Genomic DNA, 12,764 nt, shown 5'->3' with positions numbered 1-12,764 from the left:
ACTCTTATATGGGGTGGACCGAAATATCGGTCGTTTGCAGCTACTCGACTGCAGTGTCTACAAGCGTAGCAATCGAGCAATCAAACAGGCGTTTGAAACATACGTTTACGCCCCTGCATTGTCAAGCGCCCAAACTCATCAGCCCCGACGACCATGTGCGACAAAGGATTACGGGAGGCGGTAGTCATATAGTCGCGAGCCGCAGAGGGCCGGACGCTGATAGGCAAGATAAGGGTCTTACGCTGAGCCAGAAGGCCCATGGCCCGTCAGGATGCAGGGTTCAGCTCAGGCGATCAGGTTTAGCTGGGCGGCAGTGGATGGCGGGCTGCCGATTTGTTGATAAGTGGCCAGGCCAGCCTGGGCGGTGGCAGACGGGCCGTCAGTGACTGACTCGTCCTCTGCATCCGCATCCGCTTCGTCACTATCTGGCTCGGTGGCATCTGCCTCGCGCTGCTGCGCGGCCATATCAACCCTCGCCTCCGCCAGCTTGATCTGCGCCTGGGCGGCCACTTGGCGATCCTGGCCCGACGGCTCAGCCGGGGCGAGGGCCGCGCGGATCACCACCTGCATCTTGCGCAGCGTCGCTTCGGGGTCGCCCGGCACGCTGCCGGTGTCGATGCTGACTTCGCCAGACACCGCGTAACGCTTGCCATCGGGACCGCGGGTGTAGGTGTAGCTCGGCGAACCGGCATAGGCGCCACCGACTGCCGCGTGAGCCTGCTCGTGGGCGCGCACCTCCTGATCGGTGCGCGACAATGCAGCGATCTCCAGTTGCTCAACGCGTTGTTGGCTGCTGTCGTTTTTTTCGGCAAGCGCCTGGCCCTGGCGCTGCGCCGGATCATCATCCGCGCCGGGGGACTCACTTTGCGCGGCCTGTTCGGTCACAGGCGTGGTAACCGCCTCTTGGGCAGCGAGCGGTTGCTCAGCCGAAGACACCGGCGAGGCAGACGCAGGCGCTGCCCGCAGGGGATACGGGGAAAGGGCAAGACTGGCGCCAATCTGCATCAGGCGCGCTCCTGAACAGTCGCGAGCGACTTAGGCCGTGGTGTCGATCATCGTGCCGAGCAGATCGTCGGCCGTCTTCACTACACGGGCGCCTGCTTCGGCCTGATTCTGCCCGATACGCAGTTCGACCAGGCTTTCTGCCAGATCGGGGCGCGTGGTCGGGTCATTGGCGGTGCTGGCATTGACCTGCTGTTGAGGCGGGGTCTGTACCGGCGAAGGCGGTGTATTGGCAGGCGCGCCGGCAATCGAAAGGGCGGCCTGGTCAACGCGACGCTGGCCGGACTGAATGGTGCTGATGCCTGAATTGAAGGCACTACCGATGCTATCCATGACTCACTCCCGTGAAGGGAAACGTATGTACAACCATTGAAGCAGATTTTGCTCAAAAAACGTACAAGCAAAAGGCTATGGCTAAGCGCCTGCTTATATCACTAAGGCACTCAAGTCGAGATAACCGGCGACCAGTTCCGGGGTTGCAGCGGCCAGCCGCGGCACTCGCCCCAGGCAGGGCGCGGGCAGGCGCTCGGCGAGAGTCGCCAGGTTCTCCTCCAGGCGCGCGGTGTGCGGGTCGACCACATTGCCCACCCAGCCGGCCAACAGCAAACCGTCGCGGGCGATCGCCTCGGCGGTCAACAGTGCCTGATTGATGCAGCCCAGGCGTACTCCCACTACCAGAATCACCGGCAGTTGCAGGCTGATCACCAGGTCGGACAGCGTGGCCGTGCCAGCCAGTGGCACCCGCCAGCCACCTGCGCCTTCGACCAGGGTGAAGTCGGCGTCCTTGTCGAGCACCCGCTGCACCGGGCCCTGCAGCGCCGCTACATCCAGCACCACACCGGCCTCACGGGCGGCCAGATGGGGGGCGATGGCCGGCGCGAATGCCAACGGGTTGACCTCCTCGTAGCGCAGCGTCAGGGTGCATTCGCCGAGCAGGGCCAGGGCGTCATCGTTGCGCAGGCCGTCGGCACTCATCACGCACCCGGAGGCCACCGGTTTGGCAGCGGCGGTCGACAGCCCGCGCTGCCGGGCGGCGTGCAGCAGGCCGGCAGCGATGGTGGTCTTGCCGATCTCGGTATCAGTGCCGGTAACGAAAAAAGCCGCGCTCATTTCAATCCTCTTTACGCAGTACGCCGTAGACCACCTGGTAGGTCGCAGGCAAGCCTTGCGGCTGACGGAACTGTTCATAGGCCGTGAGCAGCGCCAGCATGCGCGCCCGACCGGTCAGGCCGCCGGGGCGACCGGGGTTGAGGTTGTGCGCGCCCAGGGCTTTGAGCTCATGGGTCAGGCTGCGCAGATCCGGGTAGTGCAGAACCTGCGCAGTGGTCTGCAGGCTCAAACGCGTCAGGCCGCTGTCGGCGCACAGACGCTGATAATCCTCGAAACGGCGGAAGCGATTGACATGAACAAAGCCATCCACCGCCTGCCAGCTGTCACGCAGCTCCTGCAGGGTGCCCACGCACAGGCTGCTAAAGGCCAGCACGCCACCTGGGCGCAGCACGCGCCTGGCTTCGCTGAGCACCGCAGAAAAGTCCGCACACCACTGCAGTGCCAGGCTGGAGAACAGCAGGTCGCAGGACGCATCGCGCAGCGGCAAGCGCTCGGCATCACCGGCGATAAACTGCTGCGCGCCGCCCAGTGGCCGGGCGTGCTGCAGCATGCCTTCGGCGATATCCAGGGCCACGCCCTGACTGGCGAGGAAGCGCTCGCCCAGGGCACGGCTGAAATAGCCCGTACCGCAGCCCAGATCGAGCCAACGCGCAGGGCTGATCGAGGCCGGCAGCTGCGCCAGCAAGTGCTCGCCGACCCTACGCTGCAGGGCCGCCACGCTGTCATAGCTGTGCGCGGCACGGGAAAACGATGCCGCCACCTGACGCTTGTCCGGCAGGCCCGTGTACTGCTGCGCGTCGGCGTAGGGTGCGCCGTGCGCACCGTGGGACTCAGGTAACTGGTGCGCACGGCGCACCCTACTCAGCTCAGACATCGCTGGCCTCGCGGATAAAATCGAGCATCAGCGCGGCCAGGGTATCGGCCTGCTCCAGCACCAAGGCATGGCCGCAGCCTTCCAGCACATCCACTTCCCCCGTCGGCAGCAGCGCCACCAGCGCATCACTGACCGCAGCGGGCACCAGGGCGTCCTGTTCGGCGAGCAGATGCTGCTGCGGCCCGGCAAAGCCACGCAGCGCCGCGCGATTGTCGATAGCCGCCAGGACCCGAAGACCTGCCAGCGCTGAGGCCTCATCGCTTAGCAGCAGATGGGCCTGCAGCTGCCGTGACAGGCCGCGCGCGTCTAAGCTGCCCTGGGCGCAGAGCATGGCGAAACGCTTGAGCGTGGCGTCGACATTTGCCTCGCAGCCTTGGTAAAAGCCCACAAAGGTGTCCGCTGGCATCGCCTGCGGCCACGCGTCACGGGCCACAAAGCAGGCGTTGCTGGCCAGGGTCAGCAGCCCGCGACAGCGCCCTCCACGGCGTGCGGCGAGCGCGGTGGCGAGCATGCCGCCGAGGGACCAGCCGCCAAGCCAGGCATCTTGCGGCACACTGGCGTCCAGGGCGTCCAACCAGTCGGCCGGGTCGTTGGAATTCACTACAGGCAGCGGCTCGACTTGCACCTGCAGGTGAGGATCAAGGCCGCGCAGGGCCTCGGTCAGGGGTTGCAACGGCGCCGTGCCCAGGCCCCAGCCGGGCAGCAGAATCAGCCGATCAGCCATACGCCACGCCCTCCTCCGCCAGCAGCGGCCAGCACTCGGCCAGGGCTTCGAGCAGCAACTCCAGCTGCTCCAGGCTATGGGCGGCGGACAGGGTCACACGCAGGCGCGCGCTGCCGGCCGGCACGGTGGGCGGGCGAATCGCGGTGACCAGCAGGCCGCGCTCACGCAGCAGATGCGACAGCTGCAGGGCGCGGCCACTGTCGCCGATCAGGATCGGCTGGATCGGCGTGGCGCTGTCCATCAGCTCTAGGCCGATGGCCCGGGCGCCTTCGCGGAAACGTGTGATCAGCGTCTGTAGATGCTCGCGCCGCCAGTGCTCGCTGCGCAGCAACTCCAGGCTTTTCAGGGTGGCGCAGGCCAGGGCCGGCGGCTGGCTGGTGGTGTAGATATAGGGCCGGGCAAACTGCACCAGGGTGTCGATCAACGCTTCGCTGCCGGCGACAAAAGCACCCGCTGTGCCAAAGGCCTTGCCCAGGGTGCCGACCAGCACCTGCACATCGTCCATGCCCAGGCCGAAGTGCTCGACGATGCCGCCACCGCTGGCACCGAGCGGGCCGAAGCCATGGGCGTCGTCGACCATCACCCAGGCCTGACGGGCCTTGGCCTCGGCACACAGGGCCGGCAGATTGGCCAGATCGCCATCCATGCTGAACACCCCATCGGTCACCACCAGGGTGTTGCCGCTGGCCTTGCGCAGACGGTTGGCCAGGCTGACGGCATCGTTATGCAGGTAGCGCGAGAAGCGCGCGCTGCTGAGCAGGCCGGCATCCAGCAAGGAGGCGTGGTTGAGGCGGTCTTCCAGCACGCTGTCGCCCTGCCCGACCAACGCGGTCACCGCGCCCAGATTGGCCATATAGCCGGTGGAAAACAGCAGCGCGCGCGGCCGCCCGGTGAATTCGGCCAGGGCCTCTTCAAGCTCGTGATGCGGCGTGCTGTGGCCGATCACCAAATGCGAGGCGCCGCCGCCGACACCCCAACGGCTGGCACCGGCCTGCCAGGCCTCGATGACCTGCGGGTGATTGGCCAGGCCCAGGTAGTCGTTGGAACAGAACGCCAGCAGTTGCCGGCCATCGACCTGCACCAACGGCCCTTGTGGGGACTCCAGCAACGGCCGTTGGCGATACAGGTTGGCGGCGCGGCGCTCGGCAAGGCGGGCGGATAAATCGAAAGGCATGGCAGAACACCTGTAGGCGCGAATAAATTCGCGCCTACATCAGATCAACGGATCAAGCCGAAGCGGCGTTATAGAACAGCTTGGAATCGCGCTGCTCGACCAGGGCCTGCTCGATGGCCGCCTGGTGCACTTCATCGGCATGCTCCTGGCGCTCTTCCGGCTTGATGCCGAGGCGGGCGAACAGCTGCATGTCCTTGCCGGCCTGGGGGTTGGCGGTGGTCAGCAGTTTTTCGCCGTAGAAGATCGAGTTGGCGCCGGCGAAGAACGCCAGGGCCTGCATCTGCTCGTTCATCGCCTCGCGGCCGGCGGACAGGCGCACATGGGACTGCGGCATCATGATCCGCGCGACGGCGAGCATGCGGATAAAGTCGAACGGATCGACGTCCTGCTCATCGGCCAGCGGTGTGCCCTGCACCTTCACCAGCATATTGATCGGCACCGACTCCGGATGCTCCGGCAGGTTGGCCAGCTGGATCAGCAGGCCGGCGCGGTCGTCCAGCGACTCGCCCATGCCGAGGATGCCGCCGGAGCAGATCTTCATCCCCGAATCACGCACATGGGCCAGGGTTTCCAGGCGCTCGGCGTAGGTGCGAGTGGTGATGATATTGCCGTAGAACTCCGGCGAGGTGTCCAGGTTGTGGTTGTAGTAGTCCAGACCGGCAGCGGCCAGGGCCTGGGTCTGCTCCTTGTCCAGCTTGCCCAGGGTCATGCAGGTTTCCAGGCCCAGGGCTTTGACGCCCTCGACCATTTTCAGCACATAGGGCATGTCCTTGGCCGACGGGTGTTTCCAGGCCGCGCCCATGCAGAAGCGGGTGGAGCCGATGGCCTTGGCCTCGGCGGCGGCTTCTAGAACCTTCTGCACTTCCAGCAGTTTTTCCTTTTCCAGACCGGTGTTGTAGTGGCCGGATTGCGGGCAGTATTTGCAGTCTTCCGGGCAGGCGCCGGTCTTGATCGACAGCAGGGTCGAGACCTGTACACGGTTGGCATCGAAATGCTGGCGGTGCACGGTCTGCGCCTGGAACAGCAGGTCGTTGAAGGGTTGCTCGAAGAGCGCCTTGACCTCGGCGAGGGTCCAGTCATGACGCATGTGGGCGGCGGTGGCGCTCATGGGCTATTCCTTATTAGGCAACGGCTTGCCACAGGGCTTAGGGTGGCAGGCAGAACACGGATGTTCGGCATAGTTAAGGAAGGCGCATGCACTGTCAACCTGGCAACTTTTTCAAAGTCTACAACTGGTTAAAAAGCAAACAGAGCTGTTTGCTCTGCGACGAGACCACCGATACGCCCCATGCCCTGTGCAGCGCCTGCGAGGCCGACTTGCCCTGGCTCGACGGGCGCTGCCAGCACTGCGCCCTGCCGCTGCCGGTCAGCGGCCTGACCTGCGGCAGCTGCCTGAAACGCCCACCCGCGTTCGACCATGTAGAGGCGCCGTGGCGCTACGCCTTCCCCATCGACAGCCTGATCACCCGCTTCAAGCACCAGGCCAACTGGCCCCTCGGCCACCTGCTCGGCGTGCTGCTGGCCCAGCACCTGGCCCACGCCTTTGCCGATGGCCTGCCGCGCCCACACGCGCTGCTGCCCGTGCCCCTGGCCGCGCGCCGGGAACGCCAACGCGGCTTCAACCAGGCGCAACTGCTCAGCCGCTGGCTGAGCCAGTCACTCAGTTTGCCCGAGCACACCACCTGGCTGCGCCGCGTGCTGGACACCCCCGCCCAGCAGCAACTCGACGCCGCCACCCGTCGGCGTAACCTGCGCCAGGCCTTTACCCTGGCCCCAGAGGCGGCTGTGCGCGGGCTGCATATCGCCCTGGTCGACGACGTGCTGACCACCGGTGCCACCGCGCAAACCCTGGCGCGCCTGCTCAAACGCCAGGGCGCGGTGCGGGTGGACGTCTACTGCCTGGCGCGCACACCCAAGCCAGGCGACTGAGCCGCAGGGCATGGCCGAACGCGGTACACTCGGCGGCCATCTGACTGGAGTCGACCATGTCCCATCCCTTCGCCGCACTCACGCCCGACCTGGTGCTGGATGCCGTGGAAAGCATCGGTTACCTCAGTGATGCCCGCGTGCTGGCCCTCAATAGTTACGAGAACCGCGTCTATCAGGTCGGCATCGAGGACGAGACGCCGCTGATCGCCAAGTTCTATCGCCCGGACCGCTGGAGCGACGCGGCGATTCGCGAGGAGCATCAGTTCACCTTCGAGCTGGCCGAGTGCGAGGTGCCGGTGGTAGCGCCCCTGGTGCGCGATGGCGAGACGCTGTTCGAGCATGCCGGCTTTCGCTTTGCCCTGTTCCCCCGGCGGGGTGGCCGGGCGCCGGAGCCGGGCAACCTGGATCAGCTGTATCGCCTCGGCCAATTGCTCGGGCGCCTGCATGCGGTCGGTTCGCTGCGCCCGTTCGCCCATCGCGAATCGCTGCGAGTGGACAACTTCGGCCACGCGTCCCTGGCCACCCTGCTGGAAGGCAACTTCGTGCCGCGCAGCCTGCTGCCGGCCTACGAGTCGGTCGCCCGCGATGTGCTCAAACGCCTCGACAGCCTGTTTGCCGCGCACCCGGTGCAGGCCATCCGCCTGCACGGCGACTGCCACCCCGGCAACCTGCTGTGCCGTGACGAGACCTTTCATATGGTCGACCTCGACGATTGCCGCATGGGCCCGGCGATTCAGGATTTGTGGATGATGCTCGCCGGCGATCGTCACGAGCGTCTGGGCCAGATAGCCGAGCTGGTGGAGGGCTATCAGGAGTTCCACGACTTCAACCCGCGCGAGCTGCCGCTGATCGAAGGCCTGCGCAGCCTGCGCCTGATGCACTACAGCGCCTGGCTGGCGCGGCGCTGGGACGACCCGGCGTTCCCCATCAGCTTTCCCTGGTTCGGCAGTGAACGTTACTGGGGCGAACAGATCCTGATCCTGCGCGAGCAACTGTCGGCGCTGGATGAAGAGCCGCTGCGGCTGTTCTAAACGGCCATGTCCCAATGGGCTGTTGCGGGCGTGTAGGCGCGAAGGGGGCGCCTAGCCTTTATTCGCGATGACGGCGATAGCTTCGCGAATAAATTCGCTCCTACAGTCGTTCTGGCGCCGCGGAAAAACCTGAACCACCAGACAAACCCACCCTCTCGGGACTAGAATTCGCCGCTTTCGCTCGTTGCCCAAGCAAGGACTCTGCATGGCCACCGCCAACCCGCAACGCGGGTATATCCTCGGCCTTAGCGCCTACATCATCTGGGGCCTGTTCCCCCTGTACTTCAAAGCCATGCAAAGCGTCCCGGCGCTGGAGATCATCGTCCATCGCGCGCTCTGGTCGGCGCTATTCGGGGCGGCCCTGTTGGCGTTGTGGAAGCACCCCGGCTGGTGGCGCGACTTGCGCGACAACCCCAAGCGTTTGCTGGTACTGGCCGGTTGCGGCCTGCTGATCGCCACCAACTGGCTGGTGTATGTCTGGGCCGTCAACAGCGGGCGCATGCTCGAAGCCAGCCTGGGCTACTACATCAACCCGCTGGTCAATGTGCTGCTGGGCATGCTGATTCTCGGCGAGCGCTTGCGCCGCCTGCAGTGGCTGGCCGTGGGCCTGGCGGCGCTGGGGGTGCTGCAACAGCTGTGGCAGGTCGGCAGCCTGCCCTGGGTGTCGCTGGTGCTGGCGCTGACGTTCGCCTTCTACGGCCTGATCCGCAAACAGGCGCCGGTAGCGGCGCTGCCGGGGCTGGTGGTGGAAACCTGGCTGCTGTTGCCCTTGGCCATCGGCTGGATACTCCTGCACCCGGCCGCCATGAGTGCGCAACCGGCGTTCTGGAGCACCAGCGATGCGCTCTGGCTGATGGCAGCCGGGCCGATCACGCTGATTCCGCTGGTGTGCTTCAACGCCGCGGCGCGCCACCTGCCCTACACCACCCTAGGCTTTTTGCAGTACATCGCGCCGACGCTGGTGCTGCTGCTGGCGGTGTTCGTCTTTGACGAGCACCTCGACCCGGCCCGGCTGCTGTCGTTTATCTTTATCTGGGCGGGCCTGGCGCTGTACAGCGTGGACGCCTGGATAACGTTACGCCGTCGCGGCTGACTGTACAAAAATCACTCAATCGGTGGCATACCTTGCCCGGCGTAGGGCGTGGCCACTGATCCCAGGGTTATCCACAGGTTCATCCCCGGCCGGGGTGAATAAAACCGCGCCACCTGTGCAAAAAACAACCATCACCCGCCAAGGCAGGTGGCGCCTGGGCCTGCCGCGAACACCCTCAGCTTATCCACAGGCTGATCCACCTGCCCCGGGGATATCTGCTCAGCCTTCGGGACGCAGGTTGAGCTCGACCATCAGGTCATCGGCCAGCGCTTCGAGACGCGTCTGCAGAGCTTCCAGGCTCACCGTCGGCGGCAGGGCCAGGCGCGCTTCGGCGTGAAACAGCAGGTCGCTGCTCATGGGCGCTGGCGACACGTCGGTGTCCAGGCTCTCCAGGTTGACCCCCAGTTCGGCCAGCAGGCGGCTGATGTCACGTACGATGCCCGGCCGGTCATTGCCCACCAGGTCGAGCAGGATCGGCGTCCAGGTCCGCGCCGGCTCCGTCCCGCCGGCAGCGAACAGCACACGGATGCCCTGACGGTTCAAAGCCTCCAGGTCCGCGACCAGGCCCGCATGCTTGTCTGCCGGCACCTCCACGCGGACGATCCCGGCGAACTGCCCGGCCATGCGTGCCAGACGGCTCTCCAGCCAGTTGCCGCCCTGCGCATTGACGCACTGGGCCACCCGTTCCACCAGACCGGGCTGGTCGTCGGCAATAATCGTCAATACCAGATGATCCATGTCGTGCTCCTTAGCGCTCGGGCAATCCGAGCCAGTAGGTATAGAACTGTTGATCGCGAACATACCCCAATCGTTCGTAAAGCGCCTGCCCGGCCAGGTTGTCGCGCGCGGTTTCCAGTTGCAGGCCGCAGGCGCCGGTACGTTCGGCATGGGCACGGGCTGCATTCATCAACGCAGCACCGAGGCCCAGGCGGCGCTGCTCTGGGCTGACATAAAGATCACTGAGCAACCAGGCCGGCTGTAACGCCAGGGAGGCAAAGTAGGGGTAAAGCTGGACGAAGCCCTGGGCCTGGCCCTGCTCATCCTCACCGAGTAGCAGCTGCGAGTCGCCCTGACGTAAACGCGCCTCGAGAAATTCACGCACCTCGGCGGGCGAACGCGGCACCTGATAGAACTGCAGATAGGCGCCGAACAGCGGCACCAGAGCATCAAGGTCGTTCACGGTGGCTTGGCGTACGGGCATCGCAGGCACTCCCAAAGGGTGGTAGGCAGCCATAAAACTGTATGCAATTCATGAGTCAATCTGGAACAATCTTCGATTCACGCAACTGCAAAAAATGGCCGCGTGACCAGATCAGGCAATCGGGTCGCCGTTTGACGCGCATCCGCTGATTTTCCAAATAGCTTGATGTAGTATGCCGCGCCGTGGACTACAAGAATGCATTCCGGTCCGATACGGCTATTCGTAGAGCAGAACAGAGAGTGAGGCAAGTGATGACTGAGCGCGTTCAAGTCGGTGGCCTGCAGGTCGCCAAAGTGCTGTTCGACTTCGTGAACAACGAAGCCATCCCTGGGACTGGCGTCAGTGCCGAGGCCTTCTGGGCCGGCGCCGAAGCCGTGCTCAACGACCTGGCACCGAAGAACCGCGCGCTGCTCGCCAAGCGTGACCAGTTGCAAGCGCAGATCGACGCCTGGCACCAGGCCCGCGCCGGCCAGGCCCACGACGCGGCCGCCTACAAAGCCTTCCTGCAGGAAATCGGCTACCTGCTGCCGCAGCCGGCTGATTTCCAGGTCAGCACCGGCAACGTCGACGAAGAAATCGCCCGCATGGCCGGCCCGCAGCTGGTAGTGCCGGTGATGAACGCGCGCTTTGCGCTGAACGCCTCCAACGCCCGCTGGGGCTCGCTGTACGATGCCCTCTACGGCACCGACGCCATCAGCGAAGACGGCGGCGCCGAGAAGGGCCGTGGCTACAACAAGGTGCGTGGCGACAAGGTCATCGCCTTTGCCCGCGCCTTCCTCGACGAGGCCGCGCCCCTGGCCGCCGCCTCCCATGTCGACTCCACGGGTTATCGCATCGAAGCCGGCAAGCTGGTGGTCAGCCTCAAAGGCGGCAGCAACAGCGGCCTGCTCGACGACGCCCAACTGCTCGGCTACCAGGGCGAGGCCAGCGCGCCGAATGCGCTACTGCTCAAGCACAACGGCCTGCACTTCGAGATTCAGATCGACGCCAGCAGCCCGATTGGCAGCACCGACGCCGCCGGCGTCAAAGACGTGCTGATGGAAGCCGCGCTGACCACCATCATGGACTGCGAAGACTCGGTCGCCGCCGTCGATGCCGACGACAAGACCCTGATCTACCGCAACTGGCTGGGCCTGATGAAGGGCGACCTGGCCGAAAGCGTAACCAAGGGCGGTGAAACCTTTACCCGCACCATGAACCCGGACCGCGTCTACCAGACTCCGGCCGGCGGCGAGCTGACCCTGCACGGGCGCAGCCTGCTGTTCGTGCGTAACGTCGGCCACCTGATGACCAACCCGGCGATCCTCGATGCCCAGGGCAATGAAACCCCCGAGGGGATTCTCGACGCGCTGTTCACCAGCCTGGCCGCGATCCACAACCTCAAGGGCAACACCAGCCGCAAGAACACCCGCACCGGCAGCGTCTATATCGTCAAACCGAAGATGCACGGCCCGGAAGAAGTCGCCTTCACCAGCGAAATCTTCGCCCGTGTCGAAGACGTTCTCGGCCTGGCACGTAACACCCTGAAAGTCGGCATCATGGACGAAGAGCGGCGCACCACGGTCAACCTGAAAGCCTGCATCCAGGCCGCCAGCGAGCGCGTGGTATTTATCAACACCGGCTTCCTCGACCGCACCGGCGACGAGATCCACACCTCCATGGAAGCCGGCGCTGTAGTGCGCAAGGCCGCGATGAAGGGCGAGACCTGGATCAGCGCCTATGAAAACAACAACGTCGACGTCGGCCTGGTCTGTGGCCTGGCAGGTCGCGCGCAGATCGGCAAAGGCATGTGGGCCATGCCCGACCTGATGGCCGCCATGCTCGAACAGAAAATCGCTCACCCGCTGGCCGGCGCCAACACCGCCTGGGTCCCCTCGCCCACCGCCGCTGCGCTGCACGCGCTGCACTACCACAAGGTCGACGTGTTCGCCCGCCAGGCCGAATTGGCCAGCCGCACCCCGGCCTCGGTGGACGACATCCTGCGCATCCCGCTGGCTGCCAACAGCAACTGGTCGGCCGAGGAAATCCAGAACGAACTGGACAACAATTCCCAGGGCATCCTCGGCTACGTGGTGCGCTGGATCGACCAGGGCGTCGGCTGCTCCAAGGTGCCGGACATCAACGACATCGGCCTGATGGAAGACCGCGCCACCCTGCGCATCTCCAGCCAACTGCTGGCCAACTGGCTGCGCCACGGCATTGCCACCGAGGAGCAGATCGTCGCCAGCCTCAAGCGCATGGCCCCGGTGGTCGACCGGCAGAACGCAGGCGACCCGCTGTACCGCCCACTGGCACCGGACTTCGACAGCAACATCGCCTTCCAGGCCGCCCTGGAGTTGGTGATCGAAGGCGCCAAGCAGCCCAACGGCTACACCGAACCAGTCCTGCACCGCCGCCGCCGCGAGTTCAAAGCCGCCAACGGCCTGTAATCCGCAGCCTTGCAAGAATAAAAACCGCCCTTCGGGGTGGTTTTTTTATGGCGATTTCCCAGTTAACGAATACTCCCCCTGTAGGCGCCACCTTCGCTCCACAAGGTCTGTTTAACCCTCCGCCCCGGGTGTCGCTGCGCTCGAACTAAGCCGCAAGCCTGAGTGGCACGCCGATCTCCTGTAGGAGCGAATTTATT

At 65.1% G+C, this 12,764-nt stretch carries 13 protein-coding genes; 4 read left to right on the top strand and 9 right to left on the bottom strand.

The annotated features are described in order from the left end of the window. Positions 1–285 precede the first annotated feature (285 nt). The 7 genes from BMW49_RS16830 to bioB all read right to left on the bottom strand — a co-directional run bounded on the left by BMW49_RS16830 (position 286) and on the right by bioB (position 5,992). Positions 286–1,005, bottom strand: a complete 720-nt coding sequence (locus BMW49_RS16830; protein ID WP_069519315.1) for a putative metalloprotease CJM1_0395 family protein — start codon at positions 1,003–1,005, stop codon at positions 286–288. 30 nt (positions 1,006–1,035) lie between these two features. Beyond that, positions 1,036–1,335, bottom strand: coding sequence for a hypothetical protein (locus tag BMW49_RS16825; RefSeq protein WP_069519316.1), 300 nt, complete (start codon positions 1,333–1,335; stop codon positions 1,036–1,038). Between the two features lie 93 nt (positions 1,336–1,428). Continuing rightward, positions 1,429–2,112, bottom strand: a complete 684-nt coding sequence (gene bioD / locus BMW49_RS16820) for a dethiobiotin synthase (protein ID WP_069519317.1) — start codon at positions 2,110–2,112, stop codon at positions 1,429–1,431. Between the two features lies 1 nt (position 2,113). Continuing rightward, positions 2,114–2,986 carry a malonyl-ACP O-methyltransferase BioC gene (gene bioC / locus BMW49_RS16815; RefSeq protein WP_083251757.1) on the bottom strand — a complete coding sequence of 291 codons (873 nt, stop codon included), beginning with the start codon at positions 2,984–2,986 and terminating at the stop codon, positions 2,114–2,116. After that, positions 2,979–3,710, bottom strand: a complete 732-nt coding sequence (locus BMW49_RS16810; RefSeq protein ID WP_069519318.1) for an alpha/beta fold hydrolase — start codon at positions 3,708–3,710, stop codon at positions 2,979–2,981. Before BMW49_RS16810 ends, bioC begins: the two co-directional genes overlap by 8 nt. Next, positions 3,703–4,884, bottom strand: coding sequence for an 8-amino-7-oxononanoate synthase (bioF, locus tag BMW49_RS16805; RefSeq protein ID WP_069519319.1), 1,182 nt, complete (start codon positions 4,882–4,884; stop codon positions 3,703–3,705). Before bioF ends, BMW49_RS16810 begins: the two co-directional genes overlap by 8 nt. Positions 4,885–4,936: 52 nt before the next feature. After that, positions 4,937–5,992 carry a biotin synthase BioB gene (bioB, locus tag BMW49_RS16800; protein WP_069519320.1) on the bottom strand — a complete coding sequence of 352 codons (1,056 nt, stop codon included), beginning with the start codon at positions 5,990–5,992 and terminating at the stop codon, positions 4,937–4,939. A gap of 86 nt (positions 5,993–6,078) precedes the next feature. Between bioB and BMW49_RS16795 the strand changes: the two genes are divergently transcribed. The 3 genes from BMW49_RS16795 (at position 6,079) to rarD (ending at position 8,937) form a co-directional block, all read left to right on the top strand. Further along, a complete protein-coding gene (locus BMW49_RS16795; RefSeq protein ID WP_069519321.1) occupies positions 6,079–6,813 on the top strand; it encodes a ComF family protein in 735 nt (244 codons plus the stop codon). A 56-nt stretch (positions 6,814–6,869) separates the two neighbouring features. Next, positions 6,870–7,844 (top strand): serine/threonine protein kinase, encoded by a 975-nt coding sequence (locus tag BMW49_RS16790; protein ID WP_069519322.1) that lies wholly within the window; start codon positions 6,870–6,872, stop codon positions 7,842–7,844. A gap of 205 nt (positions 7,845–8,049) precedes the next feature. Then, complete coding sequence (rarD, locus tag BMW49_RS16785; RefSeq protein ID WP_069519323.1) at positions 8,050–8,937, top strand: EamA family transporter RarD; 888 nt, start codon at positions 8,050–8,052, stop codon at positions 8,935–8,937. 219 nt (positions 8,938–9,156) lie between these two features. On the opposite strand, the gene BMW49_RS16780 is transcribed toward rarD, so the two are convergent. Together BMW49_RS16780 and BMW49_RS16775 are read right to left on the bottom strand one after the other, a co-directional pair. Beyond that, on the bottom strand, positions 9,157–9,675 hold the full coding sequence (locus BMW49_RS16780) for a glycine cleavage system transcriptional repressor (protein ID WP_069519324.1): 519 nt from the start codon (positions 9,673–9,675) through the stop codon (positions 9,157–9,159). 10 nt (positions 9,676–9,685) lie between these two features. Beyond that, positions 9,686–10,138, bottom strand: a complete 453-nt coding sequence (locus BMW49_RS16775) for a GNAT family N-acetyltransferase (protein ID WP_069519325.1) — start codon at positions 10,136–10,138, stop codon at positions 9,686–9,688. Positions 10,139–10,389: 251 nt separating this feature from the next. Between BMW49_RS16775 and BMW49_RS16770 the strand changes: the two genes are divergently transcribed. Further along, complete coding sequence (locus BMW49_RS16770; RefSeq protein ID WP_069519326.1) at positions 10,390–12,567, top strand: malate synthase G; 2,178 nt, start codon at positions 10,390–10,392, stop codon at positions 12,565–12,567. Positions 12,568–12,764 lie beyond the last annotated feature (197 nt).

Source organism: Pseudomonas cuatrocienegasensis (assembly GCF_900110925.1).
Taxonomy (GTDB): Bacteria; Pseudomonadota; Gammaproteobacteria; order Pseudomonadales; family Pseudomonadaceae; genus Aquipseudomonas; species Aquipseudomonas cuatrocienegasensis.
This window is presented reverse-complemented; position numbering and strand designations above follow the sequence as displayed.